The 20,215-nt window shown below is 73.9% G+C and carries 19 protein-coding genes; 6 read left to right on the forward strand and 13 right to left on the reverse strand.

Annotated elements, in window-relative coordinates; translation table 11 throughout:
* Nucleotides 1-47 precede the first annotated feature (47 nt).
* A complete protein-coding gene (locus tag BMX74_RS19450; protein WP_055500945.1) occupies nt 48-1,223 on the reverse strand; it encodes an MFS transporter in 1,176 nt (391 codons plus the stop codon).
* 110 nt (nt 1,224-1,333) lie between these two features.
* On the opposite strand from BMX74_RS19450, the gene BMX74_RS19455 reads away from it, so the two are divergent.
* Nucleotides 1,334-2,251 (forward strand): EamA family transporter, encoded by a 918-nt coding sequence (locus BMX74_RS19455; RefSeq protein ID WP_055500944.1) that lies wholly within the window; start codon nt 1,334-1,336, stop codon nt 2,249-2,251.
* Nucleotides 2,252-2,452: 201 nt separating this feature from the next.
* On the opposite strand, the gene BMX74_RS19460 is transcribed toward BMX74_RS19455, so the two are convergent.
* The 8 genes from BMX74_RS19460 to BMX74_RS19495 are packed head-to-tail and all read right to left on the reverse strand — an operon-like array spanning nt 2,453 to nt 9,765.
* Nucleotides 2,453-3,121, reverse strand: coding sequence for a GntR family transcriptional regulator (locus BMX74_RS19460; RefSeq protein ID WP_055500943.1), 669 nt, complete (start codon nt 3,119-3,121; stop codon nt 2,453-2,455).
* Nucleotides 3,122-3,136: 15 nt separating this feature from the next.
* Nucleotides 3,137-4,075: an ornithine cyclodeaminase family protein gene (locus BMX74_RS19465; RefSeq protein ID WP_055500942.1), complete on the reverse strand. Its 939-nt coding sequence runs from the start codon at nt 4,073-4,075 to the stop codon at nt 3,137-3,139.
* Complete coding sequence (locus tag BMX74_RS19470; RefSeq protein WP_055500941.1) at nt 4,072-5,055, reverse strand: proline racemase family protein; 984 nt, start codon at nt 5,053-5,055, stop codon at nt 4,072-4,074. The genes BMX74_RS19465 and BMX74_RS19470 overlap by 4 nt, the downstream gene beginning before the upstream one ends.
* Nucleotides 5,052-6,053: a proline racemase family protein gene (locus BMX74_RS19475; RefSeq protein ID WP_091101940.1), complete on the reverse strand. Its 1,002-nt coding sequence runs from the start codon at nt 6,051-6,053 to the stop codon at nt 5,052-5,054. The genes BMX74_RS19470 and BMX74_RS19475 overlap by 4 nt, the downstream gene beginning before the upstream one ends.
* Nucleotides 6,050-6,943, reverse strand: coding sequence for a dihydrodipicolinate synthase family protein (locus BMX74_RS19480; protein ID WP_055503715.1), 894 nt, complete (start codon nt 6,941-6,943; stop codon nt 6,050-6,052). Before BMX74_RS19480 ends, BMX74_RS19475 begins: the two co-directional genes overlap by 4 nt.
* Before the next feature lie 10 nt (nt 6,944-6,953).
* Nucleotides 6,954-8,384, reverse strand: coding sequence for an FAD-dependent oxidoreductase (locus BMX74_RS19485; RefSeq protein ID WP_091101941.1), 1,431 nt, complete (start codon nt 8,382-8,384; stop codon nt 6,954-6,956).
* Nucleotides 8,381-8,629: a (2Fe-2S)-binding protein gene (locus BMX74_RS19490; RefSeq protein ID WP_055500938.1), complete on the reverse strand. Its 249-nt coding sequence runs from the start codon at nt 8,627-8,629 to the stop codon at nt 8,381-8,383. The genes BMX74_RS19485 and BMX74_RS19490 overlap by 4 nt, the downstream gene beginning before the upstream one ends.
* Entirely contained in the window at nt 8,626-9,765 is a 1,140-nt protein-coding gene (locus BMX74_RS19495; protein WP_055500937.1) for an NAD(P)/FAD-dependent oxidoreductase, read from the reverse strand. Before BMX74_RS19495 ends, BMX74_RS19490 begins: the two co-directional genes overlap by 4 nt.
* Before the next feature lie 88 nt (nt 9,766-9,853).
* Between BMX74_RS19495 and BMX74_RS19500 the strand changes: the two genes are divergently transcribed.
* Nucleotides 9,854-10,825 carry a COX15/CtaA family protein gene (locus BMX74_RS19500; RefSeq protein ID WP_055500936.1) on the forward strand — a complete coding sequence of 324 codons (972 nt, stop codon included), beginning with the start codon at nt 9,854-9,856 and terminating at the stop codon, nt 10,823-10,825.
* A gap of 62 nt (nt 10,826-10,887) precedes the next feature.
* Nucleotides 10,888-11,610, forward strand: coding sequence for a SanA/YdcF family protein (locus BMX74_RS19505; protein WP_256257026.1), 723 nt, complete (start codon nt 10,888-10,890; stop codon nt 11,608-11,610).
* Here the strand turns inward: BMX74_RS19505 and BMX74_RS19510 are convergent.
* Genes BMX74_RS19510 through BMX74_RS19525 form a run of 4 tightly spaced genes read right to left on the reverse strand, consistent with a single transcriptional unit; the run spans nt 11,595 to nt 15,134 of the window.
* On the reverse strand, nt 11,595-12,788 hold the full coding sequence (locus BMX74_RS19510; RefSeq protein ID WP_055500935.1) for a PrsW family intramembrane metalloprotease: 1,194 nt from the start codon (nt 12,786-12,788) through the stop codon (nt 11,595-11,597). The two genes, BMX74_RS19505 and BMX74_RS19510, sit on opposite strands and share 16 nt — an antisense overlap.
* Nucleotides 12,789-12,805: 17 nt before the next feature.
* Nucleotides 12,806-13,759 (reverse strand): cation diffusion facilitator family transporter, encoded by a 954-nt coding sequence (locus BMX74_RS19515; RefSeq protein WP_055500934.1) that lies wholly within the window; start codon nt 13,757-13,759, stop codon nt 12,806-12,808.
* A complete protein-coding gene (locus tag BMX74_RS19520; protein ID WP_091101944.1) occupies nt 13,756-14,139 on the reverse strand; it encodes an ArsR/SmtB family transcription factor in 384 nt (127 codons plus the stop codon). Before BMX74_RS19520 ends, BMX74_RS19515 begins: the two co-directional genes overlap by 4 nt.
* A gap of 50 nt (nt 14,140-14,189) precedes the next feature.
* Nucleotides 14,190-15,134, reverse strand: coding sequence for a heme o synthase (locus tag BMX74_RS19525; RefSeq protein WP_082534551.1), 945 nt, complete (start codon nt 15,132-15,134; stop codon nt 14,190-14,192).
* Between the two features lie 336 nt (nt 15,135-15,470).
* Here BMX74_RS19525 and tkt point away from each other — a divergent pair, with 336 nt between their 5' ends.
* Genes tkt through BMX74_RS19540 form a run of 3 tightly spaced genes read left to right on the forward strand, consistent with a single transcriptional unit; the run spans nt 15,471 to nt 20,184 of the window.
* The gene (tkt, locus tag BMX74_RS19530; protein ID WP_236714729.1) at nt 15,471-17,501 is read left to right on the forward strand and encodes a transketolase; all 2,031 of its coding nucleotides are present in this window, start codon (nt 15,471-15,473) and stop codon (nt 17,499-17,501) included.
* Nucleotides 17,502-17,503: 2 nt separating this feature from the next.
* On the forward strand, nt 17,504-18,595 hold the full coding sequence (gene tal, locus BMX74_RS19535) for a transaldolase (protein WP_055500931.1): 1,092 nt from the start codon (nt 17,504-17,506) through the stop codon (nt 18,593-18,595).
* Complete coding sequence (locus tag BMX74_RS19540; protein WP_091101947.1) at nt 18,595-20,184, forward strand: glucose-6-phosphate isomerase; 1,590 nt, start codon at nt 18,595-18,597, stop codon at nt 20,182-20,184. Before tal ends, BMX74_RS19540 begins: the two co-directional genes overlap by 1 nt.
* Nucleotides 20,185-20,215 lie beyond the last annotated feature (31 nt).

The raw sequence follows: 20,215 nt of genomic DNA on the forward strand, positions 1-20,215 counted from the left end.
CGAGGGCCGGCGGGTGACCGGCCGCCTCTGACCGGCGGGCGCGCGCGTCAGGCGCGGTCCAGGGCGCCGTAGCGGCGCCTGCCGAGTGCGGCCACCGCGACGAGCGGCGCGGCCACGGCCGCCGCCAGGCCGAACAGCAGCCCGTACCTGCCGTCCTGGGCGAGCGGACCGGCCGCCCAGGAGGCGGCGGCGCTGCCCACGAACAGCGCCGCGGCGAAGAAGGCCACGGCGGTCCCCCTCGCCTCCGGCGCCACGGAGGTGGCCCACGTCTGCAGCGACGAGTGCATGAACGACCAGCCGCCGCCGAACAGCACCGCCGTCACCGCGACCGTCGCCAGGCTGACGTGCGCGGCCACCAGCGCGTGCCCGGCGACGACCTGCGCGCCGCCCACGGCGATGAGCACGGGCGCGGGCAGGCGCCCGGTGAGCCGCTTGACCAGGCGCGTCAGCAGCCACACCCCCATCCCGTACGCGGCGGTGGCGAGGCCCGCCACGGCCGCGGTCACGCCGTCGTGCTGGAGCGCGGTCGCCAGGTACGGCAGCGTCCCCAGCAGCACCGCCCCCTCGCCGAAGGCGAGCGCGAACACGAGCAGCGCCCACCGGTGCCGCAGCACGCCCAGCAGGTGGCCGCCGACCCCCGCCATGCGGGCGCGGGGCGGCTCCTGCAGGCGGCCCAGCGCGAGCGCGCACGCCAGCGCGCAGGCGGCAGGAACGGTGAACACCAGCCGCCAGTCGGTGAAGTCGGCGAGCACGCCGCCGAGCCCGGTGGCGACGGCGGTGCCGAGCGCGGTGGCGGCCATGAGGTCGGCCAGGGCGCGCTGGCGCCCGTCGGGCGGCACCGTGTCGCCGACGTACGTCAGGCCGGTGGGGATGACCGCGCCGAAGCAGGCGCCCGCGACGACCCGGGCGGCGACGAGGGCGCCGAGGGCCGGCATGAGCGCCGACGCGAGCCCGGCGAGGGCGGCCACGGCCAGCGCCGCGCGCATCACCCGTACCCGGCCGAACCGGTCCGACAGCACGCCCCACAGGGGCTGGGTGAGCCCGTACGCGAGGTAGTAGCCGCTGGCGGCGGCGACCGCGGCGGCGAGGGGGACGCCGAGGTCGGCCGCGATGAGGACGAGCATGGGGCTGACCGCGAAGCGGTCGAAGCTGCTGACGAAGGAGGCCGCGGACAGAGCGCGGGGCGGCCCGGCCAGCACGGAGGGGGCGGCGGTCGAGGTCATGAGGAACCAGTCATATCACCCGATGAGCGGAGAATTTCGGGCGGCCCCCTTCCCCACCTACGGCCCCCCAGTAAGCTCAGACGGTTGTTCGTGTCCATGTAAGGAGCCACATGTCGGCTTTCGCGTTGGATGACCTGTTCGGCGGCGGCAACCGGCTTCCGGGACCGGCCCGACTGCTGCGCACGGCCGCGGGCTCCGTCCCGCCCTCCGGCCTGGTCATGCTGGGCATCGTCTCCGTGCAGCTCGGCGCCGGATTCGCGAAGGAGCTGTTCGCGACGCTGCCGCCGAGCGCGGTCGTGTTCCTGCGCATCGCGGCGGGCGCGCTGATCCTCGGCGCGGTGGCCAGGCCGAGGCTGCGCGGCATGACATGGCGCGACTGGGCGGTCGGCCTGGGCTTCGGCGCGACACTCGCGCTGATGAACCTGTCGTTCTACGAGGCGCTGTCGCGCCTGCCGCTCGGCGTCGCGGTGGCGATCGAGTTCCTGGGGCCGCTCGGCGTGGCCGTGGCCGCCTCGCGGCGGCGGCTCGACCTGCTGTGGGTGGCGCTCGCGGGCGCCGGCGTGGCGCTGCTCGCCCCCTGGGGCGGGCAGGCGTCGACGAACTGGCTGGGCATCGCGTTCGCGCTGCTGGCGGGGGTGTGCTGGGCGGCCTACATCCTGCTGGCGGCCGCGGCGGGGAGCCGGTTCCCGGGGACGACGGGGCTGTCGTTCGCGATGGTGGTGGCGGCCCTGGCGATCGCGCCCGTGGGCGTCGTCACCGGCGGCGCCGACCTGCTCCAGCCGCACCTGCTGCTCATCGGCCTCGGCGTGGGGCTGCTGTCGTCGGTGATCCCGTACTCGCTGGAGCTGCAGGCGCTGCGGCGGATGCCCAAGCACGTCTTCGGCATCCTCATGAGCGTCGAGCCGGGCGTGGCGGCGCTGATCGGCGTGCTGCTGCTGGGCGAGGTGCTGCATGTCGTGCAGTGGGTGGCCATCGCCTGCATCGTGGCGGCCAGCCTGGGCTCGACGAGGACGGCGAGCCGGACCTGAGCCCGCCCTCCGGCGGCGCCCCCTGGGGCCCGCCGCGCGCCCGGGGGATGGGGCCTTCGGGCGCGCGGCGGAGGGCTCGGCTGTTCGGTGGGCGGGGCGCCGAGCCCGCGAAGGTCAGCGGAGCGCGGACGTCCGCTTGACCAGGCCTGACTTACCGCCAGGGTACCTCAAATCAGACAAAACTCCGCATAACGGACAGGTTCAGTGCTCGGCCCAGATGCCCCTGACGTGCCCGATGTGCTCGCCCATGATGCGCTGGACCGCCTCCGCGTCGCCGCGCTTGAGCGCGTCGAGCAGCGCGAGATGCTCCCTGGACGACTCCCCCAGCGCGCCCCGCGCCGCGAGCTGCGACAGGCCGTACAGCCTGGCCCTGTTGCGCAGGTCACGCACCACCGTGACCAGGTGGGCGTTGCCCGACAGCGCCAGCAGCTCGACGTGGAAGCGCAGGTCGGCGTCGACGTACGCGAGCAGGTCGCCCCGCTCGGCGGCGGCCACGATCTCCTCGGCCACCGGCCTCAGCCGCTCGAACTCCTCCGCCCGCGAGCTGTCGGCCATGCGCGCGACCGTGGGCACCTCGATGAGCTGGCGGATCTCCGTGAGCTCGTCGAGGTCGCGGTCGGACAGCTCGGTCACCCTGAAGCCCTTGTTGCGCACCGCCTCGACCAGGCCCTCCTTGGCGAGGTCGAGCATGGCCTCGCGGACGGGCGTGGCCGAGACGCCGAACTGCGCGGCGAGGACGGGCGCGGAGTAGACCACGCCCGGTCGCATCTCGCCCGCGATCAGCGCGGCGCGCAGCGCGTGCGCCACCTGCTCGCGCAGGCTCTGCCGCTCGCCCACCATCGGCAGGTCGAGCCGGTCCTCGGCAGCCATCGGCCCATCCCTTCGCTAGGTCCACGCCTCGTAGGCGGCGGCAGCGACCACCAGGTCCTCCCAGGCCATGCCCGTGCTCTTGAACACGCGCGGCCCGGCGCCGGCGGTCACCCGGCCGGCTATCAGGTCCGCGAGGTTCCCGGCGAGATGACCAGAGGTGATCGTACCGTGGCGGATCGGGATGATCACATCGCCGGCCTCGGCCAGCGCCGCGGACCTGGCCTCGACGACCACCGTGGCGCGGGCGACGAGGTCGTCGTCGAGCTCGCGGGCCTCCGGCTCGTGGGAGCCGACCGCGACGACCGTGACGCCGTCGCGGGCGAGCTTACCGGGGAACAGCGGCTCGCGGGCGGTCGTGCAGCAGGCGACCAGATCGGCCGACGCCACCGCCTCCCAGGCCGCCTCGCCCGCGGGCCTCGCCGCCGCCGCGAGACCCAGGTCCCGGCAGCGCCCGGCGAGCTCCTCCGCCCGCCCGGCGTCGCGCGCGACCACGGTGACGCGCTCGACGGGCCGCACCTCGCGCAAGGCCAGCACGTGGCCCCACGCCTGCGGGCCGCTGCCGAAGACCACCAGGTGGCGGGCGTCCGGCTCGGCCAGGTGCCGCACGGCGAGCGCCGACACGGCGGGCGTGCGCAGCGAGGTGAGCGCGATGCCGTCCATGGCGGCGAGCGGCGCCAGCGTCTCGCCGTCGAACAGCAGGTACGTCCCCTGGATGCGGGGCAGCCCCCGCTCCGGGTTGCCGGGCGCGATCGTGACCGCCTTGACGCCCGCGTGGCGGCCCGCCGTGGCCGGCATCAGCATGAGCTGCCCGGCCGGGACGTCCACGATGGGCCGCCGCGGGGTGTCCTCGGGGTCGAGCCCGGCCCGCAGCGCCTCCTCCAGCACGTCCACGGCCCGGCCGAACGGCACCAGGCGCTCGATCTCGGCGGCGCCGAGGTAGGGAAGGGCGCTCATCGCAGCGTGAACCCCGTCCCGATCGGGTCCTCAGGGTCGAGCTCGAAGACGTGCCTGCCGGTGCGGTACGCCATGCCCTCGATCTCGGGCACGATCCCCTCCTCGGTCACGCCGGCCACGCGCGCCAGGAAGACGCTGCCGACGACGCTCTCGTGGACGAGCGGGCCGCGCAGCCCCTCGTCGTGCAGCAGGGCCAGCCGCGCCGCCGTGCCCGAGCCGCACGGCGAGCGGTCCACCTCGCCGTCGGCGAACACGGTGACGTTGCGCTGGCGGGTGACGCCGTCCGCGTCCGGCAGCGCGTCGTGGAAGATCACGCCGTACACGCCGGACAGCCGCTCGTCGGACGGGTGGCGGGCGGCCGGATGGGCGGCCAGGTCCGCCTTGATCGCGCGGGCGCGGGCGATGAGCGCGGTCAGGTGGCGCGGCTCGACCGACAGCCCGAGCGCGCCGGCCGGGACGCTGGCGTAGATCGCCCCGCCCCAGGCCAGGTCCACCTCGACGCCGCCCGCCCGGACGCCGCGCGCGATCACGTACGACGGCACGCTGACGAACGTCACCGACCTGACCGCGCCGCCCGAGCAGCGCACGCGGGCGGTGACCCGGCCGGACGGCACGTCCACGACCACGTCCGTCTCGCCGTCGGGGTCGGCCCGCACCAGGCCCTCGCGCACGGCGTGGACGCCGAGCGCGATCGTGCCGTGGCCGCAGGCCGTGGAGTAGCCGTCCTTGTGCCAGAACAGCACGCCCAGGTGCGCGCCAGGGTCGTCGGGCGGCACGAGGAAGCAGCCGTACATGTCGGCGTGGCCGCGCGGCTCGTGGCAGAGCAGGCGGCGCACCCGGTCCACGTCCTCGGCGGCGGCGCCGCCGGCGCCGAGGAGGGCGCGCCGCTCCAGCACGGTCGCGCCGGGGACGTCGGGGACGCCCCCGGTCACGATCCTGAACGGCTCGCCGGCCGTGTGGTAGTCGACGGTGGTGATCACAGCTCGAACCCCGCGGGGAACGGGTCGCGCGGGTCGAGGAAGTACTGCGCCGTGCCGGTGATCCAGGCCCGCCCGGTGATCGACGGCACGACCGCCGTCCTGCCTCCGACCTGTGTCTCCTCCAGGAGCCTGCCGATGAACCTGGTGCCGATGAACGACTCGTTGACGAAGTCCGTGCCGAGCGGCAGCTCGCCGCGGGCGTGGAGCTGCGCCATGCGGGCGCTCGTGCCGGTGCCGCAGGGCGACCGGTCGAACCAGCCCGGGTGGATCGCCATGGCGTGCTGCGAGTGGCGGGCGTCGGAGCCCGGCGCGGCGAAGTAGACGTGGTGGCAGCCGCGGATGCGGTCGTCCTCGGGGTGCACGGGCTCGTCCGCGGCGTTGATCGCCTCCATCGTCGCCAGGCCCGCCGCGATGATCTCGTTCTTGGCCTTGCGGTCGAACGGCAGGCCGTACCTGTCGAGGTCGACGATGGCGTAGAAGTTGCCGCCGTAGGCCAGGTCGTACGGGATCTCCCCGAAGCCGGGCACGGTGACGCTCGCGTCGAGCCTGTCGCAGAACGACGGCACGTTGCGCAGCGTCACCGACATGGCCATGCCGTCCTGGACGGCGACCTGCGCCTCGACCAGCCCGGCGGGCACCTCCAGCCGCACGGTGGTGACCGGCTCGACCACCTCGACCATGCCGGTCTCGACGAGGACGGTGGCCACGCCGATCGTCCCGTGGCCGCACATCGGCAGGAGCCCCGACACCTCGATGAACAGCACGCCCCAGTCGGCGTCGGGCCGGGTCGGGGGCTGGAGGATGGCGCCGCTCATGGCGGAGTGGCCGCGCGGCTCCGTCATCAGCAGCGTGCGGATGTGGTCGAGGTTGTCGCGGAAGTGGACGCGCCGCTCGGCCATCGTCGCGCCGGGGATCACGCCGATCCCGCCCGTGATGACGCGGGTCGGCATGCCCTCCGTGTGCGAGTCGACGGCGTGGAAGACCCGCCGGGTCCTCATCGCAGGCCCTCCGCGAGCGCCTTCTCCGTGGCGGCGCGCACCGCGGCCGCCATCTCGTCGGTCAGCGGCAGCCTCGGCGCGCGGCAGGGGCCGGCGGGACGGCCGACGATCTCCATCGACAGCTTGATCGCCTGGACGAACTCGGTCCTGGCGTCCCAGCGCAGCAGCGGGTGCAGCTTCCTGTACAGCGGCAGCGCGGTCTCCAGGTCGTGGGCCAGCGCGGCGTGGTAGAGCGCGGCGTTGGAGACGGGCAGCGCGTTCGGGTAGCCGGCGATCCAGCCGACGGCGCCGGCCAGGGCCAGCTCCAGCAGCGCGTCGTCGGAGCCGATCAGCACGTCGAGGCCGGGGGCCAGCTCGGCGATCTCGTACGCCCGCCGCGGGTCGCCGGTGAACTCCTTGACGCCGACGACCAGGCCCTCCTCGTACAGCTTGGCGAGCAGCGCCGGGGTGAGGTCCACCTTGGTGTCGTACGGGTTGTTGTAGGCGACGATCGGCACGCCGGCCTTGGCCACCTCCCGGTAGTGCTCGATCACGGCCCGCTCGTCGGCCCGGTAGGCGTTCGGCGGCAGCAGGAGGATCGAGCCGCAGCCCGCGTCGCGGGCCCGCTCGGCCCAGCGGCGCGACTCGCCCGAGCCGTACGCGCCGGCGCCGGCCATCACGTTCTGGCCGCCGACGGCCTGCACCGCGGTCTCCATGACGGAGATCCGCTCCTGCTCGGTCAGCGTCTGGTACTCGCCGAGCGAGCCGTTCGGCACCACGCCGTCGCACCCGTTGTCCACCAGCCAGCGGCAGTGCTCGCCGTAGGCGTCCAGGTCAACCGACAGGTCCTCGCGCATGGGCAGCGCGGTGGCCACCATGATGCCGCGCCAGGGCTTGTCGCGTTCGATCATCACGTGCTCCTCATTCATCCGGGGTGTTGGGGGTCGTCGGTTCGTCGGTGGAGCGGGCCAGCGCGCCGAGCGTGATCGGCTGCGCGATGGGCCGCTTGGGCGGCCGGGGCTCCTCCCCTGCCAGGCAGGAGACGGCGTAGCCGCAGATCCGCCCCTGGCACCAGCCCATGCCGGGCCTGGCCAGCAGCTTGATCGAGCGCGCGTCGGTGGCGCCGAGCCGCTGCGCCTCGCGTACGCGTGACACCGGCACCTCCTCGCACCGGCACACGAGCGTGTCGTCGCGCAGCCAGCCCTGCCAGCCGGGGGCGACGGGGTAGGCGCGCTGGAGCGCCTCGGCGAAGGCGCGCATCCCGCGCCGCCGGGCGAGCAGCGCGCGCGGGGCGCCGTGCCCGCCCCCGGAGACCGCAGGAGCGCCGGTCGAGGCACGGGTCGAGGCACGCGTCGAGGCACGGTGCTCGGCGGCGACGGCGTGGCCGGCGACGCGGCCCTCCACCTCGGCCAGCCGCCAGCCGCCCACGCCGGTGGGCTCGCCCGCGGCCCACACGCCGGGGACGGTGGTGCGCTGGGCGGCGTCCACCACGAGGACGGGGCTGCCGTCCGCGTCGGCGCGGGTGCCGCAGCCCAGCTCCACGCCCAGCTCGATCTGCGGGACGAAGCCGTGGCCGACGGCCAGGGTGTCGCACTCGACGACGCGGGTGTCCACGACGTTCCAGCCGGCGTCGATCCTGGCGACGGTCACCGCCTCCAGCGCGCCGTCGCCGTGGGCGGCGACGACCGCCCGCCTGGTCAGGTACGGCACCCGGTGCCTGGCCAGGGCCAGGGCGTACCCGGCGGCCTCGCCGGCCTTGCCGAGGGCGAGCACGGGGTGCCTGGCCAGGCCGAGACCGCGGGCGGCCTCGTACACGGCGAGGACGTCGGCGCCCGCCCCGGCGAGCCCGGCGGCGACGGGCAGCAGGAACGGCCCGGTGCCGGCCACGACGGCGCGCCGGCCGGCGAGGACGCCGCTGCCCTTGAGCAGGGCCTGGGCGCCGCCCGCTGTGAGCACGCCGGGCAGGTCCCAGCCGGGGAAGGGCACGACGCGGTCGTGGGCGCCGGTGGCGATGAGCAGGCGGGCGCCGCGCACGGTCAGCGGCTGCTCGTCCGGGGTCACGCAGTGCACGGCGAGGCCGCCGTCCTCGCGGGAGACGTGCCAGACGCGGTGGCCGAGGAGCAGGTCGGCGCGCTCGGCGAGGGCGCGGCCGCGCCGCAGGAAGCCGTCCAGCTCGGGCGCGCCGCCGGGCGCGTCCTGCGCCGCCCGGGAGTGGCGGAAGTACTGGCCGCCGAGCCGGGCCGAGGAGTCGACCAGCGCCACGCGCAGCCCGGCCAGGGCCGCGGTGAGCGCGCCGGCGACGCCGGCGGGTCCCCCTCCGACGACGACGAGGTCGTGGCGGAAGCCGCTCATGAGGTGGTCACCTCGTCCCCGGGCGCGGCCTCGCGCAGGCAGGCCCGCTCTGCCGGCCGCCCGTTGACGCTGACCAGGCAGTCGAAGCACACGCCGATGCCGCAGAACAGGCCGCGCGGGCGCCCGCAGAAGCGGGTGGAGCGCCAGGAGCGGATCCCGGCCGCGTGCAGGGCCGCGCCGATCGTCTGCCCCGGCGTGACGGCCACCTGGCGGCCGTCCACGGTGATGGTGAAGGGTTCGGTCACTGCGGCTCCTCCGGGAAGCGGTCCGGGCGGAACGGTTGCGGGTCGAGGTCGGGGGCGGCGCCGGTGAGGAGCTGGGCCATCAGGTGCCCGGTGGCGGGGGCGAGGCCGATGCCCGCGCCCTCGTGGCCGCAGGCGTGGTAGAGGCCGGGCGCGCGCGGGTCGGGGCCGATCACCGGCAGGTGGTCGGGGCAGTACGGGCGGAAGCCGTGGTACGACCTGATGGCCCGCACGTCGCGCAGCGCGGGGAAGAGCGCGACGGCCTGGGCGGCCAGGCGCGCGAGCACCGGCACCGAGGTGGTGCGGTCGAAGCCGACCCGTTCCCTGCTGGCGCCGATGAGGACGGTGCCCGCCTGGGTGCTCTCGACCACGGCGGACGTCTCCAGCCCGGCCGAGTCGCTGGCCACGTTGGTGACGTAGGCGGCCGTGTAGACCTTGTGCCTGATCATGGGCGGCAGCGGCTCGGTGACGAGGATGAACCCGCGCCTGGGCAGGATCGGCAGGTGCACGCCCGCGAGGGCGGCCACCTCGCCGCCCCAGGTGCCGGAGGCGTTGACGACGGCGCCGCCGAGGATGTCGCCCTGCGAGGTGCGCACGCCGGTCACCCGGTCGCCCGACCTGACGAACCCGGTGACGGTGACGCCGAGGCGCAGGCGCAGCGCGCCGTGGCCGTAGCTGCGCGCGCCGAGTTCCAGCAGCCTGGCGGCGGCCAGCATGGGCTGCACCTGGGCGTCCTGCGGGTAGAGCACGCCGCCGGCGAGCCCCTCGGCCAGGTGCGGTTCGAGGTCGCGCAGCTCGGACGCCGCCACCACGGCGTGCTCCACGCCCTGTTTGCCGGCCAGCCCGACGAGTGCCCGCTGGACCTCCTCGGTCTCGGCGACGACCAGGCCGCCCTTCGGCTCGAACTCGAAGTCGCCGGCCTCGGCCAGCGAGTGCCAGAGCCGGTTGGACAGCAGCGCGAGCTCCAGCTCGGGGCCGGGCTCCTTGTCGGACACCAGCACGTTGCCCTCGCCGGCCCCGGTCGTGCCGCCGGCCACGGGGCCGCGGTCCACGACGGTCACGTCGAGCCCGGCACGGGCCGCGTAGTAGGCGCACGCGGCGCCCACCATGCCGGCGCCGACCACGATGACGTCGGACATTCTCACCTCCCCCAGTAATATGTCACATATCCGGCGAGGTGAGAAGCCCGTGGAAGGACCGGCCGGTCCCGCCCGTACCATCGATGACGTGAAGGTACCCGCGGACCACCCCAACCCCGTCGTCCGGAGCCTGCTGTCGTTCTGGACGCCCACCGCCGAGTCCATGCGGGGCTGGGCCCTGGCCTCCGTGGTGGTGAACGCCGGCATCGCCGTCACCGGCGCGGGCGTGCGCGTCACCGGCTCCGGCCTCGGCTGCCCCACCTGGCCGCGGTGCACCCCCGACAGCTTCGTCCCCGTCGCCCACCCCGAGACGTCGATGCTCAACATGGCGGTGGAGTTCGGCAACCGGCTGCTGACGTTCCTCGTGCTCGCCGTCGGGGTCGCGTGCGTGGTCTCGGCCATGCGCATGGCGCCGCGCCGCGTCTCGCTCGTGCGCCTGGCCTGGCTCCAGCCCGCCGGCGTCCTGGCGCAGGCCCTGTGGGGCGGGCTCGTGGTGCGGACGGCGCTCAACCCCTTCACCGTGGGCATGCACTTCCTGATCTCCATCGGCCTGGTCGCGGCCTGCTGGATGCTGTACGCGCGCAGCGGCGAGGGCGACGCCCCGCCCGTCCGGCTCGCCCACCGCGACATCAGGCGGCTCGGCCACGTCCTGGTCGGCGCCGTCTCGGTGCTCCTCGTCCTGGGCGTCGTCGTCACCGGCACCGGCCCGCACTCCGGCGACCTGCGGGCCTCGCGCTTCGACTTCGACATGGAGGCGGTGGCGCGGCTGCACGCCGACGTCGTCTACCTGGTGGTGGGGCTGACGTTCGCGCTGCTGCTCGCCCTGCACGTCACCGACGCGCCGCGCGCCGCCCGCCGGGCCGCCCTGGCGCTGCTCGGGGTCGAGCTGGCCCAGGGCGTCATCGGCTACACCCAGTACTTCCTCGCCGTCCCCGCGGCGCTCGTGCTCCTGCACGTCTTCGGCTCCACCCTGGTCTGGATCGCCACGCTGCGGACCGTCACCTCGCTGCGCACCCGGCAGCCCGTCCCCTCCCCCGCCCAGGTGCCCGCCCCCGTCTAGGCCTTTATGCCAGGCTATGCGGTGATAAGTCCGCCACTCCCCCACCGCGAGAGGGGTGCGATTTGCTGGGAGATGTCCGCCCCGATCGCAGGACGCTGCGGCGGGCGTACCAGGGGCTCGTGCTCCTCAGCGTGCTCGCCCTGGCGCCCATGACCTGGGCCTGGCTCACCAGCTCCGGCCACCGCGTCACCGCCGGCGCCCCCGGCTGGCTGGAGCGCACGCCCCCGGCGCAGGCCGCGCTCGTGCTCGGCGCCGGCCTCGCGGCCGGCAGGCCCAGCCCCATGCTGGCGCGCAGGCTCGACATCGCCGCCGACCTCTACCGGGCCGGCCGGGTCAGGGCGCTGCTGCTGTCGGGTGACAACAGCACCACGGCGTACGACGAGCCCGGCGCGATGCGCGACTACCTGCGGGCCAAGGGCGTGCCCGACGCCGCCATGGTGCTCGACTACGCCGGCTTCGACACCTGGGACTCCTGCGTCAGGGCGCGCAGGGTGTTCGGCGCCGAGCGCGTCACCGTCGTCACGCAGGTCTTCCACCTGCCGAGGGCCGTCGCGCTGTGCCGCACGGCGGGGCTCGAGGCGTTCGGCGCGGGCGACGACTCCAGCCGGGCGTTCGCCGGCCCGACGTACGTGTACGCCGCGCGCGAGCTGCTCGCCACCGCCAAGGCGTTCGCCGACGCGCGCGTGCTGAACTCCGACCCCGTCTACCCGGGGCCCCGCGAGGTGTCGCTGACGACGATCCTCTCGCGGCCCGGACCGCCTCCCGGCGCTCAACCGGGCGCGTAGCCGGGCGGCGGCGTCCTCCTCCTCGTCCTGGTCGGCCGCACGGGCACGGGGGGCGGGAAGCCGGCGCGGGCCGCGCTCATGCACTCCAGCAGCGCCCGCTGCTCCTCGTGGAAGGTCTGCTCGTCCACCACGTGGCGGGCCGCGCGCTCGTGCAGCAGGCCCAGCTCGGTGGCGGCGAGCTGGTAGTCGCGCATGGCGCGCAGCCCCTGCTTGCCGCCGTGGGCCTTGGCCCACTGCCTGGCCCGCCGCCTGCGGGAGATCGTCGAGAGCATGTGGATGTCGGCCTCGCCCACCAGCTTGGTCGGCTCGTACGGCGGAAGGTAGCGCTGGATGAGCGCCACGATGCGCCGCCGGTCCCTGAACACCACGCCGATGAGCACGACCAGCACCACCAGCAGCGTCAGGTACGCGGTGACCAGGCCGGGCAGCCCGCCGTACGACGCGAGACCGTTCCACAGGCCGTGCAGCACCATGGCGCCCGACCACCCGGCCAGCACGACGAACACCCGGTCGGGCCCGTTGCGCAGGGCCGCGTACGCCACGCCCACCCCGATCATCGAGCTGAACAGCGGGTGCGCGAACGGCGACAGGATGCCGCGCAGCACCACGGTCACCGCGAGGTCCCTGACGCCGGAGCCGTTGGCGGAGTTGAGCGCGGCGATGTAGTAGCTGACGTTCTCGCTCATGGCGAAGCCCAGCCCCACCATGCTGGCGTAGATGATGCCGTCGGTGGGGCCGTCCAGCTCCGCGCGGCGGAAGCGCAGCAGGCCGAGCAGCACCAGCCCCTTCATCGTCTCCTCGACGACGGGGGCGCCGAACGTGGCGGCGATGTTGCGGGCGCTGGCCTCGGAGAGCTTGGCCGTGTCGATGATGTAGTGCAGGTTGAGCGAGTTGACGACGCCCGCGACCAGCACGGCGATGCCGGCGCCCCAGGCGAAGGCGAAGGCGAGGTTGCTGCGCGGCTCGGGCTCCATGCGGTCGAGCGCGAGCACGGCCGCGAGGAGCAGCGGCACCGGCGCGAGCGCCAGCACCAGCGCGATGAAGAACTGCACCGGCTCGCCGTTGAGCACGTCGAACGAGAACGAGACGAGAGCGCAGATGCCGGTGACGACCAGCCCGGTGATCAACGCGAACGACGGGCGGTCCTTGAACACCCAGCGTGGATCACGGGTCGCCATACGGTGACTTTAACGGATCAGGTGCCCGGTGTCCTTCCCAGGTGGCGGGGGCCGTGCGGATCGACGCAGTGCCGCTCGCGGTCGGGCTCTCCGTGGTCGACCTGGAGCGTCGTGTGGCCGATGGCGAACCGCTCGTGCAGCAGGTCGGCCAGCCGGGTGCGCACCCGGTGGCAGTCCGAGCCGCGCGCCACGATGACGTGCGCCGACAGGGTGGGGTAGCCGCTCGTCACCGTCCAGACGTGCAGGTCGTGCACCTCCACGACGTCCGGGTCCGCGGCCAGGACCCGGCCGATCTCGTCGGGGTCGAGGTCGCTGGGCGCGGCCTGCAGCAGCACCCGGGCCGAGTCGCGCAGCAGCGCCCAGCCCGCCTTCAGCATGAGGGCGGCCACGACGAGCGCGGCGATCGCGTCGGCCCGGGTGAAGCCGGTCAGCCAGACCACCACGCCGGAGACGGCGGTGGCGATGAAGGCGTACATGTCGTTGAGCACGTGCTGGAAGGCGCCCTCGACGTTGAGGCTGCGCCGGTCGGCCCGCGACAGCAGCCAGGCGGCGGCCGCGTTGACCACGATGCCCGCCACCGCCGTGACCACGACCACGGGCCCCTGCACCTCGGGCGGCTCGGCGAGCCTGCGCACGCTCTCGTAGACGAAGTACGCGACCAGCAGGAGCAGCGTCAGGCCGTTGATCTGCGCGGAGAGGATCTCGGCGCGCTTCCACCCGAACGTGTACGCGCCACGCGCCGGCCTCGCGGCGATGCGCATGGCGATCAGCGCCAGGGCGATCGCGCTGGCGTCGGTGAGCATGTGGGCGGCGTCGGAGATCAGCGCCAGGGAGTTGGCGGCGATGCCCGCGACCACCTCGGCCGCCATGTAGGCGAGGATGAGCGCGAGCGCGCCGGCCAGGTAGCGACGGTCGGCGTTCGCGCTCACCCCGTGACCGTGCCCGTGCCCGTGCCCGTGTCCGGCGCTCATCCCGTCTCCTTGAGGTGTTCGCGGCTGAGGTCGAGCAGCATGCGCACGTGGGCGTCGGCGAGCCGGTAGTAGATCATCCGGCCTGCCCTGCGGCTGGCCACGATGCCCGCGGTGCGCAGCAGGCGCAGGGCGTGGGAGACGGCCGTGTCGGTGACCTCGACCGCGTCGGCCAGGTCGCACACGCACAGCTCGCCCGCCTCCAGCAGGGCGTACATCAGGCGGGCCCGGGTGGGGTCGCCGAGCAGGCGGAACAGCTCGGCCAGCCGGGTGGCCTCCTCGGGCGTCACCAGGCGGTCGCGGGTGGCGGCGACCCTGTCGGCGTCGGGTTCCTGCACCACGCAGCCGTCCAGCGCGGCTACAACACCTGAAGAGCTATTCATATGTGCACTATAGGAGCATGCGAGGACCCGCCGCAACGCCCCCGTACGGGTCAGGCGAGCAGCGGGTCGATCGCGACGGCGAGGAAGAGCAGCGCCAGATAGGCGTTGGACCAGTGGAAGAAGCGCATCGGGCGCAGCGCCACGCCCGTCTTGCCGGCGTTGAGCCTGGCCAGCAGGCGGTGGACCTCCCACAGGCACAGCACGCCCAGCACCCCGGCGACCGCCGGGTAGAACAGCGTGGTGTGCGCGACCGGCCACAGCAGCAGCGAGCACAGCACCGTCGCCCAGGTGTAGGCGATCGACTCCATGATCACGCGGCGCTCGGTGGCCACCACCGGCAGCATCGGCACCTCGGCCGCCGCGTAGTCCTCCTTGTAACGCATGGCGAGGGTCCAGGTGTGCGGCGGCGTCCAGAAGAACACCACGCCGAACAGCACCAGCGGCGCCCAGTCGAGCCGGTCGGTGATGCCCGCCCAGCCGATCAGGACCGGCATGCAGCCCGCGATGCCGCCCCAGACGATGTTCTGCGGGGTGCGCCGCTTGAGCAGCATCGAGTAGACGAGGACGTAGAAGAGGATCGCGGCGGTGGACAGCAGCGCGGCCAGCAGGTTCGTCGTCAGCCACAGCCCCGTCGCGGACAGGATGCCGAGCACGACGCCGAAGATCAGCGCGCCGCGCGGCGACACCTGGTGCCTGGCCAGCGGGCGGCGCCTGGTGCGGCGCATCTTCTGGTCGATGTCGCGGTCCACGTAGCAGTTGAGCGCGTTGGCGCTGCCCGCCGATAGGGTGCCGAACACCATGACAGACACGGACGTCCACAGCGGCGGCAGGCCGCCCGCCGCGAGGAACATCACCGGCAGCGTCGTGATCAGCAGCAGCTCGATGATCCGCGGCTTGGTGAGCGCGATGTAGGCCTTGACGACCATGCCGAAGGTGCGCGGCTCGTCCGCGCTGGTGGCGGGGGCCGTCGTCTGCCTGTTGGTCAGCACCGTCAAGGCGCTTCCAGCAAGTGCGGGGTCAACGCGTAACCTCTGAATAGAGCGGATCCGTGGATGGGCGCCGTGACGCCTCTGCGAACAAACAAACTGTAGTCGCAGGGGCGGCCGGTCCGGCCAATGGGGGGCTTGACCCGCTCGTGGAGACGCCGGAGGCAGACCGGGAATCGATCGTCGCTTCCACTCGGTTAGTGTCCCGTGTGGGCGGGATAGCCAAGCAGTACCAGCAATGACAACTAGATTCCGGAGATCGAGCACTTGAGCACCGAACTCGTGCCAGCCCTTGAATGGACCGACCTCGACAAGCGTGCGGTCGACGTCGTTCGAGCCCTGGCGATGGACGCTGTGGAGAAGGCGGGCTCGGGTCACCCCGGCACCGCGATGAGCCTGGCCCCCGCCGCCTACCTGCTGTTCCAGCGGGTCATGCGCCACGACCCGACCGACCCCTCCTGGCTCGGGCGCGACCGTTTCGTGCTGTCCTGCGGCCACTCCAGCCTGACCCTCTACATCCAGCTCTACCTGTCCGGCTACGGCCTCACGCTCGACGACCTCAGGCGCCTGCGCCAGTGGGACAGCCTGACGCCCGGCCACCCCGAGCACGGCCACACCGCCGGCGTCGAGACCACCACGGGCCCCCTCGGCCAGGGCCTGGGCAACGCGGTCGGCATGGCGATGGCGGCCCGCCGCGAGCGCGGCCTGTTCGACCCCGACGCCGAGCCCGGCGCCTCGCCGTTCGACCACCACATCTGGTGCCTGGTGAGCGACGGCGACATCGAGGAGGGCATCAGCCACGAGGCCAGCGCGATCGCCGGCCACCAGAAGCTGGGCAACCTCGTCGTCATCTACGACGACAACCACATCTCCATCGAGGACGACACCCTCATCGCCAAGTCCGAGGACGTGCTCAAGCGGTACGAGGCGTACGGGTGGCACACCGAGAGCGTGGACTGGACGGCGGGCGGCGAGTACGCCGAGGACGTCCAGGCCCTCTACGACGCGCTGGAGGCCGCCAGGGCCGAGACCGACCGGCCGTCGTTCATCCGGCTGCGCACGATCATCGGCTGGCCGTCGCCGAACAAGCAGAACACCGGCAAGATCCACGGCGCCGCCCTGGGCGACGCCGAGGTGGCCGCCACCAAGCAGGTCATGGGCATGGACCCTGCCAAGACGTTCGACGTGCCCGACGAGGTGCTCGCGCACGCCCACGCCGTGGCGCAGCGGGGCCGCGCGGCCCACGCCGAGTGGGAGAAGCGCTTCTCGCAGTGGCGGGCGGCCAACCCCGAGCGGGCCGAGGAGCTCGACCGCATCTCCCACCGCGAACTGCCCGCGGGCTGGGCCAAGGCGCTGCCGTCCTTCGAGACCGGCTCCTCCGTGGCCACCCGCAAGGCCTCGGGCGAGGTGCTGAACGCGCTCGCCCCGGTGCTGCCCGAGCTGTGGGGCGGCTCGGCCGACCTGGCCGAGTCGAACAACACCACGATGAAGGGCGAGCCGTCCTTCATCCCCGAGGAGTACCAGACCAAGGAGTTCCCGGGTAACCGGTACGGCCGCACGCTGCACTTCGGCATCCGCGAGCACGCGATGGGCTCGATTCTGAACGGCATCGCGCTGCACGGCGGCACCCGCCCGTACGGCGGCACCTTCCTGGTCTTCTCCGACTACATGCGCCCGGCCGTGCGCCTGGCGGCCCTGATGAAGCTGCCGGTCGTCTACATCTGGACGCACGACTCCATCGGCCTCGGCGAGGACGGCCCCACCCACCAGCCCATCGAGCACCTGTGGTCGCTGCGCGCGATCCCCGGCCTCGACGTCGTCCGCCCGGCCGACGCCAACGAGACCGCGTACGCGTGGAAGGCCGTGCTGGAGCACACCGACAGGCCCGCCGCGCTGGCCCTGACCCGCCAGAACCTGCCGGTCTACGAGGGCACCACCGCCGAGGGCGTGGCCCGCGGCGGCTACGTGCTGCGCGAGGCGTCCACCGGCGAGCCGAGGGTCATCGTGATCGCCACCGGCAGCGAGGTCGAACTGGCCGTCCAGGGCCGTGAGCTGCTGGAGGCGCAGGGCATCCCGACGCGCGTCGTGTCGATGCCGTGTGTCGAGTGGTTCAACGGGCAGGACCCTGCTTACAAGCAGACCATCCTCCCCTCGTCGATCAAGGCGCGGGTCGCCGTGGAGGCGGGCGTCTCCCTGGGCTGGCACGCCTTCGTCGGCGAGTGCGGCGAGGTGGTCGGCCTGGAGCACTTCGGCGCTTCCGCGCCGTACAGGACGCTGTACGAGCAGTTCGGGCTGACGGCGGAGCGGGTGGCCGCGGCGGCCAGGGCCAGCCTCGCGAAGCTGGGCCAGGACAAGGGCGAGACGACGGGAAACTGACAATGAGCGAGAACCTGAACAAGCTGACCGGCCAGGGCGTCTCCATCTGGCTGGACGACATCAGCCGCGAGCGGCTGCGCACCGGCAACCTGGAGCAGCTGATCCGCGAGAAGAACGTGGTCGGCGTCACCTCCAACCCGACGATCTTCGCCTCGGCGCTCGGCAAGGGCGACGCCTACGACGCCCAGATGCACGACCTCGCCGTGCGCGGGGTCAGCGTGGAGGAGGCCGTGCGCGCCATCACCACGTACGACATCCGCTGGGCCGCCGACGTGCTGCGCCCGGTGTACGACGCCACGGGCGGGGTCGACGGCCGCGTGTCGCTGGAGGTCGACCCGCGCCTGGCCCGCGACGCCGAGAAGACGGTGGCCGAGGCCCGCGCCCTGTGGTGGCTGGTCGACAGGCCGAACCTGTTCATCAAGATCCCGGCCACCCAGGAGGGCCTGCCCGCGATCACGCAGGCGCTGTCCGAGGGCATCAGCGTCAACGTCACGCTGATCTTCTCGCTGGAGCGCTACCGCGCGGTCATGGACGCCTGGCTCGCCGGCCTCGAGGCCGCCCAGGCCAAGGGGCTCGACCTCGCGGCCATCGAGTCCGTGGCCTCGTTCTTCGTCAGCCGCGTCGACACCGAGATCGACAAGCGGCTCGACCAGGCGGGCAAGCCGGAGCTGAAGGGGCAGGCCGGCGTGGCGAACGCGCGCCTGGCCTACGCCGCGTACGAGGAGGTCGTGGCCTCCGAGCGCTGGCAGCGGCTGCGCGCCGCCGGCGCCCGCCCGCAGCGCCCGCTGTGGGCCTCGACCGGCGTGAAGAACCCCGACTACTCCCCGACGCTCTACGTCGACCAGCTCGTCGCCCCCGGCACGGTCAACACCATGCCGGAGAAGACGCTCGACGCCACCGCCGCACGGGCCGCCATCACGGGCGACACCGTGCGCCCCTTCTACGAGCAGGCGTGGAACACCATGGCCGCGCTCAAGGAGGCCGGCATCGACTACGACGACGTCGTCGCGGTGCTGGAGGAGGAGGGCGTCCAGAAGTTCGAGGCGTCCTGGGACGAACTGCTCGAGAGCGTCACCAAGAACCTGGTTCCGTGATGGAGGTGTCCTACCGCGGCGAGGAGGTGGCTGCCGCCGCCTCCTCCGCCGCGGTGCGGCTCGCGTCCGGCGGCGTGCCCGAGCGGCTCGCCGCGGGCGACCCCGCCCTGTGGGGGCAGGGGGCCGAGGGGGCGGCGGCGCCGCGCGTCCCCCGCGAGCTGCTGCCCGAGCTGGCCGAACTGGCCGGCCGGGCACGGGCCGAAGGGCTCACGAACGTCGTGCTGGCCGGCGCCGGCGGGGCGGCCCTGGCGGCCGAGGCGATCTGCGCCACGGCCGACGTGCCGCTGACCGTCCTCGACACGACCGACCCCGGCCAGGTGCGGCGCGCGCTGTCCGACCGGCTCGACGCGACCGTGGTGGTCGTCACCGGCGGCGAGGGTCCCGCCGTCGAGCAGGACAGCCTGCTGCGGGTGTACGACGCGCTCTTCCGCGACGCGGGCCTGGCGCCCGCCGCCCGGATCGTGGTCGTCGCCGGCACCCGGTCGCCGCTCGCCGTGGCCGCCGTGGGCGGGGGCCACCGCGTCGTCCGCGAGGTCGTCCACGAGGACGTGCCAGGGCGGGCGCTGTCGGCGTCCGCGCTCGTGCCCGCGGCGCTCGCGGGCGCCGACGTGGAGCGCCTGCTCGGCGACGCCGCCGACGTGCTGCCGCTGCTGGGGTCCGCCGAGGGCAACCCCGGCCTGGCGCTGGGCGCCGCGCTGGGCGGCGCGGCGCTGGCCGGGCGCGACAAGCTGCTGCTCGACGACCGGCTGTCGGCCTCCAGCGGGCTGCCCGAATGGATCGAGCAGCTCGTCGCCGGCTTCACCGGCAAGCAGGGCAGGGGCATCCTGCCGGTGGTGGGCGCCGACAGGAACGACACCCGCGACGAGCTGGTCGTCGCCATCGAGTCCGACGACGGCGACGTACGCGTCGACGGGCCGCTCGGCGCCCAGTTCCTCGTGTGGGAGTACGCCGCGGCCGTGGCCGCGCACCTGCTCGGTGTCGCGCCGCTCGACCGGCCCGACGCGGCGGAGCCGGAGGGGAACACCGCCGCGCTGCTCGCGCTGCCCGTCCTGCCCGCCGGGGCGCCCGCGCTGGTCGACGGGCCGGTCGAGGTGCACGGCCCGGTCACCGCCAAGGACCTTCCCGGGGTGTTCGCCGAGCTGCTGCACGCCGTCCCCGACGACGGCTACCTCGCGATCACCGCCTACCTCGACCGGCTCGCGGCGTTCGACGCGCCCGTGCCCGAGGGCGCCGACTTCGAGCAGATGACCGACGCGTGGCTGGCGGCCGACGCCGCCACGCTGCGCCCGCTGCTCGCGCTGCGCACGAACCGGCCGGTGACGTTCGGATGGGGGGCCAGGTCGCTCCACGCGACCGGCCAGTATCACAAGGGCGGGCCGCAGAACGGGGTGTTCCTGCAGATCACCGGGGCCGTGGACGACGACGTCCCGGTGCCTGGACGGCCGTACACGCTGGGCGGGCTGCAGCTCGCCGGGGCGCTCGGCGAACTGCAGGCGCTGGAGACCCGCGGACGGCCTGTCGTACGCCTGCATTTGACCGACCGCGCGGCGGGAGTCGCGCGTCTGCTCGCAGCCGCACAGGAGGCTTGACATGACAGACCCGGCAGCGCCCGCGGAGGAG

The organism is Nonomuraea pusilla (assembly GCF_900109355.1).
Taxonomy (GTDB): Bacteria; Actinomycetota; Actinomycetes; order Streptosporangiales; family Streptosporangiaceae; genus Nonomuraea; species Nonomuraea pusilla.